Below are 16,377 nucleotides of genomic sequence, written 5' to 3' on the forward strand. Positions count from 1 at the left end.
TCGTGACGTGCGGACCGACTGCTTGCAACCCGAACCTGAGTCACCGGGGCGGGATATTTGCGTGTCCGGAACTCCTGCCGTTACAGGCAGATCCGTTCCATATAGTCGATCAAACTTTGCACGGCTGCCGGGACTTCCCGTGTGTGTCCCGCCTTGCAGATCGTTTCGAGGCGATGGGCGACGTCGGTGAGACCGGGATAGCCATAGCCCCCTCCGGCTCCTTTGAGTTGATGAGCGATGCCTTTGAGCATGGCAACATCTCCTTCTTCAAGGTTTGCCAGCAGTTGCATCCGTCGTTCCGGAAGTGCGCCAACGAAGTATTCGAGCAGTTCCTGAAAGTCTTCGTCTGCGGCGTACAGTGACCGTACAGGCGTAGACTGCAAGCTGGCGGAATCGGCGATCTTCGACGTTACTTGAGAATCAGTCAGCATTTGTGAGTTCCCCTCAACTCAGATAATGCACCGCCAGCCAGGCTGACGAACCGGCTCGGGACGAGTCCCAGGCTCGGCCATGGTTCTTGACAGGACCGCTCAGCCCTGCACGCATCTCAAACATAGGCCGAAATTGGTGCGTCGGACGATGACATGCGGAAATCCCCTGAAAACAAATACTGATTCTGCACTTCGGGCCCCAGATGGCGAACAACCCCTGTGTCTCAGACGGCACAACCGACAGCATCCGATCTTGACCTTGAACGGACGATTCTCCTATTAGTCCGCTTCCATTCTGATTGCCACATTCTCTCCAGTCCTGCCTCAATGCGTCTGTTACAGCGATACATCACGCTCGAGCTGCTACGCGTCTTCGTCATGGTCCTGCTGGCCATTTCGATTTTGCTGGTCTTCGTTGGCGTGTTCCAACAGGCGACCGAAAACGGCCTGGGGCCAATGGAAGTGCTGCAGATCCTTCCCTATGTGATCTACAGCCTTCTGCCGATCACCATTCCGGCCACCATGCTGCTCACGGTAACGGTCGTGTATGGACGCATGTCGGGAGACCAGGAACTGATTGCCGCCCGAGCCGCAGGCATTAATCTCCTCTCGCTGCTCTGGCCTTCCCTGCTAATGGGAGCCTGCCTGAGCGTCGGATCACTCGTCCTGACCGACCAGGTCATTCCCTGGTCGATCGACAAGATTCAGGAAACCGTGCTCCTGAAGATGGAAAAGATCTTTCTCGATCAGCTTCGCAGCGATCACCAGTTCATCGACGCCAATGGCGGGCTGGTCATCACCGTGATGGACATCGATGACAAGACGCTCGTCAAGCCGACAATTCGCTACACGACCAAGAACGGACGCACGTTTACCATCCAGGCCGACTCAGCCAACATTCATTTCAACCTGCAGGAGCGGCTCGCCAAGATTCGCGTCGTCGGCGGATATATCCACATGTCTGACGGACGGGGCGCGTGGATTCGTGAAGAAGAATATCCGTTCCCGTTGCCGATGATCGACAAGCAACGCAAGGCGCGTCACATGGCCGCTCAAGACATCACCACCGAGCTGGCCAGATTGAAGGACGTCGAAGAGTATCGGACGTCCGAGCGGGCAATTTCAGCCGCCATGAGTCTGACGACCGGACGTTTCGAAGAGTTCACGATGCAGGACTTCACAGACCTGATTCAGGGCGAAATGGTCGATACGCAACGGCGGCATAAGCTGGCGGCCGAATATCACGGGCGATTCGCGATGGCGGGCAGCTGCTTTTTCTTCGTCCTGGTGGGGAGTCCGTTCTCAATCATTCAGGCCAAGAAACAGTTTCTCACCACGTTCTTCATCGTGTTCATGCCAATCGTGTTCATTTACTACCCGATGGTCATGCTCTCAATGAACCAGGCGAAGAATGGCACTCTCGATGCCGCCTGGGTCATGTGGGTCGCCAACGCGGTCACAGGTGTCGTCGGTCTGTATCTGCTCCGCAGGGTGATGCAGAACTAGAGCGGAGCCGAGAACCTGCTGCCACGCGACCCGGCCGGTTGGACTCTAGATCCCCCGCCGGCCGAATCGACTCCAGTTGACTACGTATCCCGACAGAGCACAACGATCGATCGATCGCGAACTTCGTAGGTCGGCTTGTCCAGAACCTGCCAGCCTGCCGGTTCAGCGATGTCGTGAGGGGACTCGAGAGCGGTATCGATAATCCGCTTCCAGGTGATGGCGGAGCCTTCCATGATCTTGAAGTCGACCGGATTCGGCGAGCCGTTGATCATCACGTACAGGTCCCGACAATCGTGCTGCGTTCCAATCAGACTGAACGCCAGCACCTGAGAATTCGCACTCAGATCGCAATGCCCTTCTGGTCCGTACCAGCTGACTTCGTTCCGCCAGAAGCGGGACCGGCAGATGGAATTGAAAGACTTCCGGAACTCAATGATGAGTTTCGTGAACCGGAAGATATCACCGAACTGTTCTTTGCGGGACCAGTCGACCCAGCTCGTTTCGTTGTCCTGGTTGTAGGCGTTGTTGTTCCCATGCTGGGTCTGCATGAACTCATCGCCCATGCGAATCATCGGGGAGCCATTAGAGATCATCAGCAATGTCAGAAAATTCTTGACCTGCCGCCTCCGCGTGTGCATGACTTCGACGGGAGTTTTCTCTTCTCCTTCGTGACCGCAATTCCACTTGAACTCATGCGAGCCATCCCGATTCTCCTCGCCGTTGTCCCAGTTGTATTTTCCGTGATAGGTGACCAGGTCATTCAACGTGGAACCATCGTGAGATGAGATGTAATTCACCGACTGCCAGGGCCGACAGGAGTGCTGAATGTCATCGGGGAACAGATCGGCACTCCCGTAGATCCGGGTCATGAGTTCGGGAACCATGCCGCGTTCGCCGGCGACGAATCGCTGCAACGCATCGCGATAGCGCCCATTCCACTGCATCCACAGCCAGCCGGGGAACGAATAGCCGAGCTGATAGGTTCCGGCCGCGTCCCATGGTTCGGCGATCAACCGCACGTTGAGGAAGTCTTCGGCTGTGACGATCTGCGAAAAGATTGGCGGTCGATCCATCGAGATTGAACCATCGCTGCGGCGGGCGAAGATCGATGCGAGATCGAAACGGAACCCGTCGACATGCATCTCGTCCCGCCAGTACTTCAGGCTGTCGACGATCAGCTTTTTCACCGCCAGCCTGTTCGCGTCGAGCGTGTTGCCGCAACCGGAGAAGTTCGCGAAGTCCGCCTTTCCGTTCGCGCCGGGGGTCGGCATGTAATACATCGCATTGCCGATTCCCTTGAAGCTGTAGTTCGGGCCGCGATCGTCGCCTTCACAGGTGTGGTTGTAGACCACGTCGAGAATGACTTCGATGCCCGCTTTGTGCAGTTCACGCACCATCGTTCGGAATTCATCCCGGACATCGCGGCTTTCGTGGTTCATCGCGTATTCGTGATGCGGCGCGAAGAAGTTCAACGGCATGTAACCCCAGTAATTCCCTTCGGCCGGGTCGTACTGGAAGACCGGCATCAGCTCGACAGCCGTCACGCCGAGATCACGAAGATGTGGAATCTTGTCGACAATACCCGCGTAGGTGCCGCGTCGGACTTCAGGGACCCCGGAGTTCGGATTCTGTGTGAAACCGCGAACATGCATCTCGTAAATCACGAGATCGGAATCGTGGCGAATATAGTGATCATCACCCCAGTCGAACGCATCGTCGGTGTCGATCACCCCGAGTGGCGCTCGGCCGATGTTGCAGCCGGGCTTCTTGGCCAGCTCCCGGTCGAAGTCGGGCGGGAAGTGGACCGCGCGGGCGTACGGATCGAGCAGGAGCTTGTCGAAGTCGAAACGATGGAACCCCGCCTCGTTCTTCTGAGGGCCGTCGACCCGGTATCCGTAGTAGAAGGCTTTCGGCGCTCGCGACTTCGGAATGCGGCAATGCCAGACCGGTCCGGACTTATTGGCGAAGTGATCGAACTCGTACACCAGCTCCGGGGTGTAGTAGTCGTCCTGGGAGAACAGCATCAGAAGGACCCGGGATGCCTTTTCGGCATACAGCACGAAATTCCAGGCTTCCTGCTTTTCAATCCAGCTGACTCCGGGTGGATCGTGCCAGCCCTCCGTCTGATGCCAGTTAATCATCGTGTTCCACTTCACTGTTTTGGCTGCGAACGTTGTCCTGTCAGTCATGCACCATAGATGACTTGCGGCCAGTTCACCAGTTCGCAATGATGGATCAATGACCGGCCATATGAAAACAAGGAGCCGTTCATTCCCGGTTTCGCCCCGTCCTGCACCCTGTTCCACGGATATCGGAATATGCGACTTCTCGCCTTCACTCTTACAGTGCTCACCCTGGTTCCGTTCGCATCCTCGCTGGCTGCTGATCGTCCGAATATCGTGTGGATCACCAGTGAAGACAACGGCATCGAGCTCGGCTGCTATGGCGACGATTATGCCACGACACCGAACATCGACGCGTTTGCAAAGATGGGAATGCGGTATTCCACCTGCTGGTCGAATGCCCCGGTTTGTGCCCCGGCCCGGACGACCATTATCTCCGGCATGTACCCTCCCAGCATGGGAGCGCAGCATATGCGGTCGCATCTGAACATGCCTCAGGCGTTGAAGATGTTCCCTCAGTATCTGCGCGAAGCCGGCTACTACTGCACGAATAACAGCAAAGAGGACTATAACCTCGAGAAGCCGGGCGAAGTCTGGGACGAGAGCAGCCGCAATGCGCACTGGAAGAAGCGGGAAGGTGACCAGCCGTTCTTCGCCGTCTTCAATCATACGATCAGTCACGAAAGCCAGCTGCGGAAACGACCGCATTCGGCCATTCACGATCCGGCCGGCGTCACGGTTCCGAAGTATCACCCCGATACACCCGAAGTGCGACAGGACTGGGCTCAGTATTACGACAAGCTGACCGAGATGGATGAGAAGGTCGGAAACAACATCAAGGAACTGAAAGACGGCAACCTGCTCGAAGACACCATCATCTTCTATTACGGGGATCACGGCTCGGGCATGCCGCGGCACAAGCGCTGGCCCTACGACAGCGGGCTGCATGTGCCAATGATCGTCTACTTCCCGAAGAAGTACGAGCATCTCGCTCCCGAAGAATATTCGGCTAATGGTGTCTCGGAACGACTCGTGAGTTTCGTGGATCTGGCTCCGACGGTGCTGAGCATCTGCGGGATCGAGCCTCCGAAGATGCTGCAGGGTTCAGCCTTCGCCGGGAAATTCGCCACCGAAGACCCCGACTACATCTATGGGTTCCGCGGACGCATGGATGAACGCATCGACCTGGTTCGCAGCGTGCGGAATGAGCGTTTCGTCTACCTCCGTCAGTTCCAGCCGCATCGTCCGTATGGCCAGTTCGTGCATTACATGTTCCAGACCCCGACCACGCGAGTCTGGTATCAGATGCATCTCGACGGCAAGCTGACACCGGAACAGGATCACTTCTGGCAAACCAAACCGGTGGAAGAACTGTACGACGTCGAAAACGATCCGGACGAAGTGAACAATCTCGCCGGTGATCCGGAATACAGAGACACGCTGAAAAAGATGCGAAACGCGCTCTTCAGCCACATGAATTCCACGCAGGACCTGGGCATCATTCCGGAAGCGGAACTGCATGCCCGCGTGCCCGAGGGATCGCCATACGACGCCCAGCGAAACGGACAGCTGCTGGACAATTACGGCGAAGTTCTGTTCGCGGCCGCTGCTGCTTCGCAGGCCCCGGTTGAATCGGCGACCAAAGAAACCATCCAGATGGCGTTCTCGCATCCCGAGAACACGGTTCGGTACTGGGCCTGCCAGTGGGCCTTGATCAACAAGGAAGATGGCGTGTCTCGCTCGCGGGATCAGCTGCTTCGACGTCTCGATGATGAGTCGTCGAGTGTCCGCGTCGCGGCAGCCGAAGCACTCGGACAGTACGGCAGGAAAGAGGACCTGCAGAAGTCGCTGGATGTGCTCGTTAAAGCCGCCAATCTGGAAGAGAGCGATGTCTACACGGCGATTGCTGCCTTGAACGCCCTCGACAACCTCGATGACAAAGCGTCATCGGTCCGTGATCAGATTGCGGACCTCCCCGCCAAGGTCAAGAAGATGCCGCCGCGTACCGATTCGTACGTGCCGCGACTTCTGCAGAAAACGCTGGCCGACCTGGATGGTGAACCGCTGCCGTAAACTTCTTTGAATGGGATCGCCCCCGTTGCATCCGTAACCGGGGTTGATTTGGCTTGCTGAAGCGCGGGATAGCCTCGTTTGAAAGCCGAAGGAAGAGCCTTCCACGATTACCGATAAGGCCATATCGATCGGCATGCTTGCCCTGCTTCGCGATGCAAGCATGGCACCCTCAAAGCATAACTCTACCAGAGTAGACCGCAAAACGATTTGTAGGCTGGGAAAGCCGCCAGGTGTATCCCAGCAATTGTCCTCGCTACTGAGCTACAGTTTCGCGTCGCCCAACGGACTGAGCCAGCATCACTTCAACTTGAGGTGGCTGTCCTTGATCAGGAAGAACGTAACGGGCGGAACGATCAGGACCAGGCCGACGAAGAAGCTCCAGCGGGGAAGCAGGTATTCCTTGATCACAAACTGGTCAACGACAGCTGCGCCGATGGTTGCCCAGCAGAGGATGATGTAGCCGAGCATTTTCTTCTCACGCTTCTCGGCATCAGACATGTCTTCGACCGGCTTCGCCGTGCCGGTCTTGGTCGACCTGGATTTCGACTTCTTACCGCCGCCGGACACGTTCTGGATCGCGACGGCTTCGTCCCGGGCTCCCGGGGCGTAGTACTTGGCGATGGCCTGATTAATCTGCAGCGGCGTCGCGATCACCGCTCGCATCGGCTTACCGAAACGCAGACGGAATTCGTCTTCCAGCTCATGGTCAGGTTCATCCGTGGCTGCGATCAGCACGACATCGTCGTCGACGAACAGCGGCAGGATGGAATACCGTTTGACCAGTTTTCGAGGGACCTGGTCGAGTACATTGTCGTCCGGCAACGTCGATTCCAGATCGACAAAGGGGCGTCCGAGTTCCTGGGCCAGAGCCTCGGCGGCTTTGTCCGGAGTGGCGAGCTTCATCTGCACGACGGCATCGCGGTGCGTGAGCCCACGACGATCGGCAAATTCCTTGATCTCGGAGATCTGACCTTTGCTGATCTCGCCATTCACAGCCAGATACCGCAGCAGCGGCTGACCACCGCTCGTTTCCGGCTCCGCGAATTCGCGGCCCAGACTCTCATCATATTCGCGTTTACGATGCGTGTCAGTCAGGCAGAGCATCGCCTTGGCCAACTCGTTGAGCAAGTCCTGCGACTCGATCATGTAGTCCCCGGTGGCGTACTGCCGAACCAGCGCGTTCAGCTTCTTGTAGTGCCCCCGAATTTTCTCGGGATCATCTTCAAAATCGACCAGCCGAAGCAGCTGGTAGTGGTTGGGCGGGCGAAATTCTTCCGGAATGCCAAGCCACTGCTTGTAGACATCGATTGCCACGACAGATCACTCCCTGAAAGCAAACTGGACGGCCGAAACCGTCCAGTTCGTGAAGAGACAGCGAATTTATTCGACCGAGTATTCGGAGGCGAGGACCTGCATCGCATCGACTCCACCGGAGTCGAGTCCGGAATCCCGGACGATTTGCGTGGCCGCCTCGTTGTTCCCCGTCAGCTCGCGAGCAGTCGCGTTGATACGGCCGCTCGAGTCGTAGCTGTAGGTCACTTCGACAGGAGAGTTTTGCGGCAGATTCGGTGGCAGGTCGACGATCCGGAAATCGCCGATCAGCGTACAGGCGGAAGGATCCTTGGCTTCCCCTTCGAGGATGTGCACATGGATCGATCGCTGATTCGGAGCATTGGTCACGAACCGTTGAGACACGCTGAATGGAATCTGCGTGTTCTTGGGGATCATGATGTGATTGATCTTTCGCGAACGCTCATTGGGATCGGTGATCTTGATCCCGAGTGAGTGCGAGTTAACATCGGCCGTTTCAACGGACTGCAGTCGATCGATCGCCGCCTTGGCCATTCGCGATTCTCCGCCGGTCACCCGGGCTTCGAGAATGGCGGCGTGGATTGCAGCGCCCTGGGACACGGCTTCTTCTGGAGAAACATCGCGGGACGGCTCGCGTCCCCCCACTTCTTTAAGCATGAGTTCGACAGCCGGCATGTAAGTCGAACCACCGACCAGGACGATGTCATCGAGCTGCCCCGGTTTGACGCCGGCCTGCTGCATCACCAGCTCGGTCGTGTCGCGGGTTCGCTGCATCAGGTCGCCGGTCATCCGCTCGAAGTCGGACCGGGTCAGAGCCACCGTCAGCGTTTTGCCCTGGTAGTACAGACTCACGGGAACCTGAGAGTTCTGGCTCAACTGCCGCTTGGCGTCTTCACACTCCTGCGTGAACTGCAGCAGAGTCTCGGGATCTTCGCGAGGATCGCTGCCGTGCTTCTGCAGGTACTGCTCGGAGACATGGTCGACGATACGCCGCGTCCAGTCGAGACCCCCGAGCATCACGTCCCCGTCGGTTGCGAGCACTTTGAAGTTCGTCGGCGTGTACTGCACGACGGTCACGTCGAACGTACCACCCCCGAGGTCGTAGACCATGATCGTCTTGGGCTTGGAATCTGGCTTCTTGATGCCGAGTTCGCCCTTCATCCAGGCATAGGCCAGCGTGGCCGCCGTTGGCTCGTTGATAATATCGACCACGTTCAGACCGGCGATTCGACCGGCGTCCTGTGTCGCCTTACGACGAACGTCGTTGAAGTAGTAAGGCACAGTGATCACGGCGTTGGCAACCGGCCCGATGCGGGCCTCGGCGTCCTGTTTGAGTTTCTTCAGGATCAACGCGGAGATGAATTCCGGCGTCAGCTTTTTGCCCTGATAGACAACGAAGAAGTCCTTGTTGCCCATCTGACGTTTGACGGCTTCGATGATCCGCTGCGGATCTTCAACCGACATTCGTTCGAAGGTCGGCCCGACCACCACCTGGCCTTCCTCACTGAGAATTACGATCGACGGCGTGATCGTGCGATCGTCGGCATTCGGAATGGCGACGGGATTACCGTGTTCATCGAGCTGAGAAAGCGAAGAGTAGGTGGTTCCCAGGTCGATACCGACCGTATTTCCCTCGAGAAATTGCATATTAAATCCTGATGTCTGTTAAATCTCTGCGTAACTCTCAGCATCCCGGAGCTCATGAACGGTCCACACCGGACAGCGTCGGGAACGGACCCATCAACCCTGGCTGATCTATCTACCCAAGATACTGAGAAAACTGATGTCGTTTCAACGATGGGAATGGCAGAAATGCACACTCCACAGGAATCGGAGCGCCTCTAACTCTGCCCGTTGGAGAACTGACGAGTGCTTATTGTGGTCGGCAGAACTGGACGTTTCAAGACTCAACGCAACTTCGGCAGCCTTTTTGCAGAGCCCGAATAATGCGGTCGCGGCCCCTCCGCGACGCACCGATGAGCTTAGAACCAGTCGAGTTCGATGATTCGAGCGGCAAGCACGAACAGCACGGTGATGGCCGAACCGCAGATCAACATCATGCAGGCTGCACAGATGACGTTGAGCAATTCTACGGTCTGCAAACCAAGCCGTTTCTTCTCCAGATGCACAAACCTCTGCACGGAATCATACGTCATTTCCGCGGCCAGAGCGGTCAGAACGCAGAAGATCGTCAGAGCCCACTCAACTACTCTCAGCTCCACAACGACTGCCACACTGATGAGCGTACAGACGGCGAAGAAGTAGAAGAAGAGTGTGCTGCTGGAACGAAAGCAGGTGGTAAAACCGCGTTCGGCGGCGACAAACCGTTGCCGCCACGCCGACCGCTGCCGCGTCTCCGGCTTACCGGTCTGTTCGGTCAACAACTCATCAACTTGAGACATACTCATGCCATGACCTCATACGGCCTGAAGGTCCATCAATACTGCGTACCGAGCAGCGAGCTGAGTCGATCCGAGGAGGAATCCAGCGGACCGAGTCGCGGTTCAATCATGAAGCCGACACCAAAATTGCCCTTACTGCTGTCGACCGACATCCCCAGATGGATGAGGAAATCGGATCGGATCCCGGTGATCGTCAGCGACTGCCCACGATCCTGATGCTCGGCGATGTCGTAGGCGGTGCCAAACGTGGCGATCCACTTCTCGCTCATCGCATAGCTGACACTTCCGGTGATCAGCTGACTTTCCAGCGGACCGGCCTGAATGTTGCGATACCCGACATACATGCTGCCACGTTCGCTCCGCTGCGTGAGAAAACCGATATCCCAGGTCTGGGGAGCATCTTCGAAGAAATCGAACTGACCGTTGGCCAGGAACTTCGTTCGCGATCCAACATCCCAGCTGTAGTTGGCGGTCAGCAGTCCGAAATCCTCACCGAAGTTATCGGCGTCGGCATCCGGAAAGTAAGAAAGTCCCAGATCGAGCGTCATCCAGTCTTTCACCCGCTGCCGTTCCGGCGGACCGACTTTCGTCTGCAGACGATGACTCCAGGTGAAGCGGGCCACCTGTTGATCATCGACGAGTTCGAAGTAAGGCGAGCTGACATTGCGAGCCGAGCCGGAACGAACCGCGTAGTAACGCGGATCATACTTGTCGGAAAGTAACCCGTAGTTGTTCAAGCCGAACGTATTGAAGATGAGCCGCGTGCGGAAACGCTCCTGCGAGTTCTCATCAAACTCGTTGTACTGTGGGACGTCGCCCAGATCCTGGGTCGAATCGGCAAAGTAGTAGTCAACACCCAGATTCTGCTTGTGAGCCAGACCATTCAACCCGAGCAGCGGGCTGAAGATATGCGGGTAAGCTTTCCAGAGCATAATGTTGGCGCGCACCCCGGCTGAGCCGTAGAAACGGTTCAGACTGTTGTTCGTATAGCCATCGTCCTGCCAGTAGGCGGCTTCGCCGAGCACGTAAGGATCGATCTTGATTGGTCCGAGATTGAACGGCATTGAGAGTTCATGCCGCGAGGAAAGCACGACGCCGTCGGCTTCGGGATAATACGGCAGCGGAACGAACAGATCGTTGGGATCATCGGGAGCTTCCGCCGGACGGATCTGCCCATAGCCAGCGGAACTGCGAGAGCTGTAAACCAGTCGATCCCAGAGCAGCGGCTCACCCAGAATCGTGAGATCGCCTTTCGGCAACCACTGGGTTTCGTATTCGAATTCATTAAGTTGAAACCGCGTCATCAGCGAGGCGGCGACGTTGTCTTCCTGGTAGTTCAACCCCAGTAGAGTCTCGTTATCTTTTCCAGAATCCCATTCTTCTTCGTAGTACTGTTCGAGGAAGTTGCGATCGCTAAGGAAGCCGAGCTCGCTGGTCATCGACAGGGAATCGGTCCAATGATGCCGATGCCGCCAGAGGGCGCGGCCACGCGTGTTGTGAGGCACATCGAGATCGCGGCGGTCGAGTCCGAGGTTGTCATTGCCGAAGTCGTTAATCCAGACCCCTTCGGCTTCCCCGAAATAGCTGCCCGATGATCCCAGCGGTTCGGTTCCGGCGTAAACAGCGTCGGTTCCCAGCCAGGCACCACGTTCGGTGTAAACGTGCGTCTGCAGGTTCCAGTCGAGTTCGCCGTCCGGGCAGATGCCGAGCAACTTGGACAGATTCCAGACCGTTTCGACCTGCCCGCCGTAAATGCTGTCCTGGGCCAGCGTCATACTCTCGAGCGGAATGTGAGGGTCTTCGGCTGGTCCGCTGATGTAGGGAGCCACGAAGAGCGGTGTTTCACCGACGCGAAAGCGGTTATTGAGACTGGTCACCCAAGGTTTCGGACGAGCGATCTGCAGACCGGTTTCCGGATCAATCTCGGCATCGCCGCGTCCGACCCAGCCACGGTCGTAACGGTTTTCGATGAAGATGTCGCCGGCTTCCATCCGGTAAGTCGGCACACCGAATTCGCTGCCCGTCAGCCAGGCATTCTGCGCATGGAAACTGTCGTGCGAGATCTGGCGAATCTCCTCAGCTCGCAGTTTGATGTCGCCCTGCAGCTCGGGCATGTGGACCCGCAGTTCACTGTCCAGCAAGACCGCCCGGTCTTCACGAATGTCGTAAAAAGCTTTCGTCGCCCGTAGAACATGATTTCCCTGACGGATCTCGATGTTGCCTTCGAGATACAGCTGCAGTGGAGCGTTCGCGTCCTGGAACATCTCCGCGCTGAATGCTCCTTCGCTGCTCGCCTGCGTCCAGATCACCACCTGGTCGGCGGAGATGTCGAGCGTGCCAACATCGATCCCCTGCACTGCTCCGATCCCATCGATCACGATGTTCACGCCCTGGGAGATGACGGTGATCTGTTCCGGCGGAGAGGACTCGTTGGAAAGAAAGCTCTTCACGTCGAAGCCGATGCCGAAACTGCGAGGTGAGATGATTACATGCCGAGTCGGCCTGGCTTCCTGCTGTGGTGCCAGACTGTCGAAGTCGATCTCGCCCTGGTTGAGCGGAACCGCATTGGTGGGCGGAAGCAACTGCGGCTGGTTCATTGCCGTAGCCGAGTGCCGTTCCCGAGCCGCCGTGGCACGGTCGAGCAAGGGATCGCTGCCGGCAGAAACCTGCTGACTGGTGAATCGGGCCATCTCCTCCACCGTGGTGGAGTAGAGTTCGAGGCAGATCGTCGGTCGCGACTGCTGCTCCGGCCCTTCGACGAGAACGACGTCCTGCTCGCCGTAAACGACCAGCCGTTCCATCGTGCGGTTGTGAACCTGCACGGTCGAACGCCACACGACCATCTGGCTGGCTCGAACTTCCGAATTCCCCTGGCGGATGCGACATGGGTTTCCCCGCAGGACGAACACGCGTTCGTTGCCCTGCGGAGCAGGAACCGAGGTCGACTCGCTGGTCCGGTAGAGTCGATCGGTGATGTCGACTGCGGCTGGGGTGTGCTCGTGCAGCATGTCGCAGCTGATCACGATGGGATCGCTCGCCGTTGGCTGATTGCTCGAAGTCAGAACCGGATTTTCGATCGTGGCCACGCCTGGCGAAGCGGTCCCCAGCGAATCATTGGCGCCACCCTGAGCTCGAAGCGGTGTTCCCCAGGCGAGCGCAAGCAGCAGGACCATCGGCAGGATGCCGACAGACTGCAAGCGTCTGCTCAGGGAGCGCTTATTCGGGAACATTTAGCAGGCGATCGGGGCAGCGGTGAATGGAGAATTCAGTCGCAAATCGGAACCGCACGAGATGGGAGGGTCGCCGTCCTGGCTGAACACGGAAAATCATGGTGCCGGAGTGTACTGGAAAGCGGAAAAGGGGGTCAACGGGGATCACAGCTCCCGGAAATGTTGTAAGTTGAACTTATTTCTTCAGATACGCTAAAGCACACGCTCCCCAGGTGTCGGGGAAAACCCGGATTTCAGGAACGAGCACCCCGCTGGCCATAACTAACTACGCGCAGGCGAGTTACGACAGACCCACCTCATGCGGACGGCGGCTCTTCCAAGGCACTCTTCAAGGCACCTGAAAAAGTCGTCGAGAGAGCGTTCGAGGATGCAAAGATTGCAGGCTCTCAGAACGTCAAATGAGAGGCCTCGACCGACCGTTCTCCGGCGGGCTCCCGACGGGAATCCCCGGATTCAGGACCGTTCAACAAATGGCGTCCACAACTCCATTTCCGTGCCCCAGGGCCCATTTTGCCGGAATCTGATAGCATTTTACCTGGAACGATGAGTAGTGTATCATTTAACCAACCATCAATATGATGGTCCCACCACCGACATTCCCACCGCTACCTTCAACAGGAGGTTCCCGTGAATCAGACGTCCCCCAATCCTGATGAAGCACAAACTCCAGACCTTGTTCGCCCCAAAAAGGGAAGCATTTTCCGCCGCATCATCGTGGTGGCGATTATCGTGTTTCTGGCTCTGCAGCTCGCGCCGGTAGACCGCCACAACCCCGAGGTTGTCGCCGATATCAATGCTCCGGACGATGTGAAGCACATTCTTCGCCGCGCCTGCTACGACTGTCATTCGAACGAAACCAAGTGGCCCTGGTACAGCTACATCGCCCCGGGCTCGTGGCTGATGGCCAAGGATGTTCGCGAAGGCCGCGACTATCTGAATTTCTCGGAATGGGGCGACTACTACGAAGCCGAAGAAACGCCCGAATTTTTCCTGGACGAATGCTGGGGCTCGATCGAGAACGGGGAGATGCCGCTCTGGTTCTATATCCCGATGCATCCGGAAGCCAAACTGACGGAAGAAGACCTGGCCGTGCTGCGAAAGTGGTGCCAGATCGACGAGTCGCTGGCCGAGAATGAAACGGAGTCGGAAGACGATTCCGAATAGACGTCCCGACGCGGCGCGAGCTGAAAAGACCCCCATGCAGATTCTCGGACTCGGGACCGACATTGTCGAAATCAGTCGCATTGCGAGCATGATTGACCGGCACGCTGATCATTTTCTCGACCGGACATTCAGCAAGTCCGAGATCGAATACTGTTCGACCAAGAAGAATGCGACGCAGCATTACGCCGGCCGGTGGGCCGCCAAAGAAGCGGTCATGAAATCCTTCGGCACGGGCTTCGTGAAGGGGATTCACTGGACCGAGATCGAAGTGATCTCGCAACCCTCAGGCCGCCCGGATGTGCGTCTGTCAGGTGACACCGAACGGTTCGCCGCGGACTGCGGCATCGCGAAAATCCTCCTCTCGATTTCCCACGGCAAAGAATACGCAACCGCGACTGCGATCGCGTGCTCTGAATAGCGCCCATCGTGACTGAAAGGCGCCACAGCTGGGACATGAAGGAGCGAACGGACGCTGATTCCCCGGTCAATTTACGCATTCCGCCGACGAGTCCTCTATGCCTGACACCGCCTCCATCGTCGATCTGAAGCAGCTTCGGTACGAAACCGCCAACCGACAGTTTCAGTTGCAAGTCGACTCGTTTCATCTCGGAAGCGGAGAGTCGCTCGCCATCACGGGCAAGAGCGGATCAGGCAAGACAACCTTGTTGTCGCTGATCGCGGGGCTCGAATCGCCGACATCGGGATCGATTCGAATTCAGGATGAAGAGTTGAGTCAGCTTTCGACCGAACAGCGGAACCGGTTTCGCCTGCAACGACTGGGCATCATCTTCCAGGACTTCAGGCTCATCGAGTACCTCACGCTTCAGGACAACATTTCGGTCACGCTGAGACTTGGAGAAGTCGCGGACAAAGCGGCGAATTGCGATCGGGTTCAGAAACTGGCGGAGCAGTTCGAGATCGGACACCTGCTCAAGCGGTATCCGCATCAGGTCTCGCATGGTGAACGTCAGCGAGCCGCGATCGCACGAGCGTTGTTTCATGATCCGGCACTGATCCTGGCCGACGAACCGACGGGAAATCTCGATCCCGCAACCGCTGCGATCGTGCTTGATCTGCTGCTTCGCGTGGCAAAAGAAGGCGATCATGCCCTGCTTCTGGTCACGCACGATCATTCCTGCCTCGACCGATTCGATCGCACAATCGACATGTCGTCACTCAACAGTGCAGCAACCGCTCATGCCTGAGTGGAGTGTTCGCTCGCATCCTGAAACCGGATCGACTGTCGGATCGCCAGGCTGATGACGTAACAGGCCGTCGCCACAAGAACGGTTGTCGCCCCGGCGGGAACCCGGGTGTCGAGCGAGGAGAACACGGCTCCTGCTGCAGCCGAACCCGCTCCGATGAAAGCCGCGATCACAATGATCACTCGCAAATGATCGGACCAGAGGCGGGCGGTTACGGCGGGCGTTATCAGCAGAGCCACAATCATCACCACTCCGATGGCCGGCAACCCGACGACAATCGTCGTCGTCAGCAGCAACAGATGCATCCAGTCGATCCACACGGTCGGCAATCCCTGCACAGACAGAAAACCGGAATCGAAGGCGACGCCAACACTGAGTCGGAACGTTAACGCCACGACGAGAACAGTGCAGATGCAGACCGCCCCGATCAGGTAGACATCGCGAATCAGCAGACTGCCTGGCGAACCAAACAGAAAGGCATCGAAACCGCCCCCCCCCGTGAACTGTCCGCTGTTCTGAATCATTCTTCGGAGCACGACCCCGGCTCCAAAGAAGACGCTCAATACGCCGGCGACTGCGGTCTCGGTTTGGGTCCGGCTGATTCTTGGCAACAGTCGAATCAGAAAGACCGCCAGCAATCCCGTGAGAAAAGCCCCGGCAAACTGCAGCAGTAAATGCTGCCCGCCGGCCAGCCAGTATCCTATGCACACGCCCGGCAATGCCGCATGAGCCAGGGCATCTCCGGTCAGAGCCCGCCTTCGCAGAACGGCAAACGTGCCGACTACTCCGCAAGTCGCTCCCACGAGAGCGGTGCCCATGAGGACCACGGAGGTGTTGTAGGGAAGGCCGAACAAAGGAAACAACTTTCGACGAACTGGCGGAAGAAGCAGGATTGCCCGTTCATCTTAGACGCCATCGGAGTCGCTTGCGAG

12 protein-coding genes are annotated in these 16,377 nt (G+C 57.5%); 5 read left to right on the forward strand and 7 right to left on the reverse strand.

Annotated elements, in window-relative coordinates:
• Window positions 1-80: 80 nt before the first annotated feature.
• On the reverse strand, window positions 81-431 hold the full coding sequence (locus L1A08_RS03025) for an Hpt domain-containing protein (protein ID WP_238754065.1): 351 nt from the start codon (window positions 429-431) through the stop codon (window positions 81-83).
• 327 nt (window positions 432-758) lie between these two features.
• On the opposite strand from L1A08_RS03025, the gene L1A08_RS03030 reads away from it, so the two are divergent.
• On the forward strand, window positions 759-1,937 hold the full coding sequence (locus L1A08_RS03030; RefSeq protein WP_238754067.1) for an LptF/LptG family permease: 1,179 nt from the start codon (window positions 759-761) through the stop codon (window positions 1,935-1,937).
• An 80-nt stretch (window positions 1,938-2,017) separates the two neighbouring features.
• Here L1A08_RS03030 and L1A08_RS03035 read toward each other — a convergent pair whose 3' ends face one another.
• A complete protein-coding gene (locus tag L1A08_RS03035) occupies window positions 2,018-4,078 on the reverse strand; it encodes a glycogen debranching protein (RefSeq protein WP_238754069.1) in 2,061 nt (686 codons plus the stop codon).
• A 177-nt stretch (window positions 4,079-4,255) separates the two neighbouring features.
• On the opposite strand from L1A08_RS03035, the gene L1A08_RS03040 reads away from it, so the two are divergent.
• Window positions 4,256-6,133 carry a sulfatase-like hydrolase/transferase gene (locus L1A08_RS03040; RefSeq protein ID WP_238754071.1) on the forward strand — a complete coding sequence of 626 codons (1,878 nt, stop codon included), beginning with the start codon at window positions 4,256-4,258 and terminating at the stop codon, window positions 6,131-6,133.
• 297 nt (window positions 6,134-6,430) lie between these two features.
• Here the strand turns inward: L1A08_RS03040 and L1A08_RS22830 are convergent, their stop codons facing one another.
• The 4 genes from L1A08_RS22830 to L1A08_RS03060 form a co-directional block, all read right to left on the reverse strand.
• On the reverse strand, window positions 6,431-7,447 hold the full coding sequence (locus L1A08_RS22830) for a GspE/PulE/PilB domain-containing protein (protein WP_238754073.1): 1,017 nt from the start codon (window positions 7,445-7,447) through the stop codon (window positions 6,431-6,433).
• A 66-nt stretch (window positions 7,448-7,513) separates the two neighbouring features.
• Window positions 7,514-9,091 (reverse strand): Hsp70 family protein, encoded by a 1,578-nt coding sequence (locus L1A08_RS03050; protein ID WP_238754075.1) that lies wholly within the window; start codon window positions 9,089-9,091, stop codon window positions 7,514-7,516.
• Window positions 9,092-9,426: 335 nt separating this feature from the next.
• A complete protein-coding gene (locus L1A08_RS03055; protein ID WP_238754077.1) occupies window positions 9,427-9,852 on the reverse strand; it encodes a diacylglycerol kinase in 426 nt (141 codons plus the stop codon).
• 29 nt (window positions 9,853-9,881) lie between these two features.
• Window positions 9,882-13,043: a hypothetical protein gene (locus L1A08_RS03060; RefSeq protein WP_238754079.1), complete on the reverse strand. Its 3,162-nt coding sequence runs from the start codon at window positions 13,041-13,043 to the stop codon at window positions 9,882-9,884.
• Window positions 13,044-13,703: 660 nt separating this feature from the next.
• On the opposite strand from L1A08_RS03060, the gene L1A08_RS03065 reads away from it, so the two are divergent.
• The 3 genes from L1A08_RS03065 (at window position 13,704) to L1A08_RS03075 (ending at window position 15,445) form a co-directional block, all read left to right on the forward strand.
• A complete protein-coding gene (locus L1A08_RS03065) occupies window positions 13,704-14,240 on the forward strand; it encodes a heme-binding domain-containing protein (protein ID WP_238754082.1) in 537 nt (178 codons plus the stop codon).
• 34 nt (window positions 14,241-14,274) lie between these two features.
• Complete coding sequence (gene acpS, locus L1A08_RS03070) at window positions 14,275-14,658, forward strand: holo-ACP synthase (protein WP_238754084.1); 384 nt, start codon at window positions 14,275-14,277, stop codon at window positions 14,656-14,658.
• A gap of 97 nt (window positions 14,659-14,755) precedes the next feature.
• Window positions 14,756-15,445, forward strand: a complete 690-nt coding sequence (locus L1A08_RS03075) for an ABC transporter ATP-binding protein (RefSeq protein WP_238754085.1) — start codon at window positions 14,756-14,758, stop codon at window positions 15,443-15,445.
• On the opposite strand, the gene L1A08_RS03080 is transcribed toward L1A08_RS03075, so the two are convergent.
• Window positions 15,436-16,299, reverse strand: a complete 864-nt coding sequence (locus tag L1A08_RS03080) for a metal ABC transporter permease (RefSeq protein WP_238754088.1) — start codon at window positions 16,297-16,299, stop codon at window positions 15,436-15,438. The two genes, L1A08_RS03075 and L1A08_RS03080, sit on opposite strands and share 10 nt — an antisense overlap.
• Window positions 16,300-16,377 lie beyond the last annotated feature (78 nt).

The sequence above is a fragment of the Rubinisphaera margarita genome (assembly GCF_022267515.1).
Lineage (GTDB): Bacteria > Planctomycetota > Planctomycetia > Planctomycetales > Planctomycetaceae > Rubinisphaera > Rubinisphaera margarita.

Excerpts from the sequence above, each read along its gene's own strand:
- acpS (WP_238754084.1), top strand. The coding sequence starts at position 14,275 with ATGCAGATTCTCGGACTCGGGACCGACATTGTCGAAATCAGTCGCATT.
- L1A08_RS03030 (WP_238754067.1), top strand. The coding sequence starts at position 759 with ATGCGTCTGTTACAGCGATACATCACGCTCGAGCTGCTACGCGTCTTC.
- L1A08_RS03055 (WP_238754077.1), bottom strand. The coding sequence starts at position 9,852 with ATGAGTATGTCTCAAGTTGATGAGTTGTTGACCGAACAGACCGGTAAG.
- L1A08_RS03050 (WP_238754075.1), bottom strand. The coding sequence starts at position 9,091 with ATGCAATTTCTCGAGGGAAATACGGTCGGTATCGACCTGGGAACCACC.
- L1A08_RS03025 (WP_238754065.1), bottom strand. The coding sequence starts at position 431 with ATGCTGACTGATTCTCAAGTAACGTCGAAGATCGCCGATTCCGCCAGC.
- L1A08_RS03075 (WP_238754085.1), top strand. The coding sequence starts at position 14,756 with ATGCCTGACACCGCCTCCATCGTCGATCTGAAGCAGCTTCGGTACGAA.
- L1A08_RS03035 (WP_238754069.1), bottom strand. The coding sequence starts at position 4,078 with ATGATTAACTGGCATCAGACGGAGGGCTGGCACGATCCACCCGGAGTC.
- L1A08_RS03040 (WP_238754071.1), top strand. The coding sequence starts at position 4,256 with ATGCGACTTCTCGCCTTCACTCTTACAGTGCTCACCCTGGTTCCGTTC.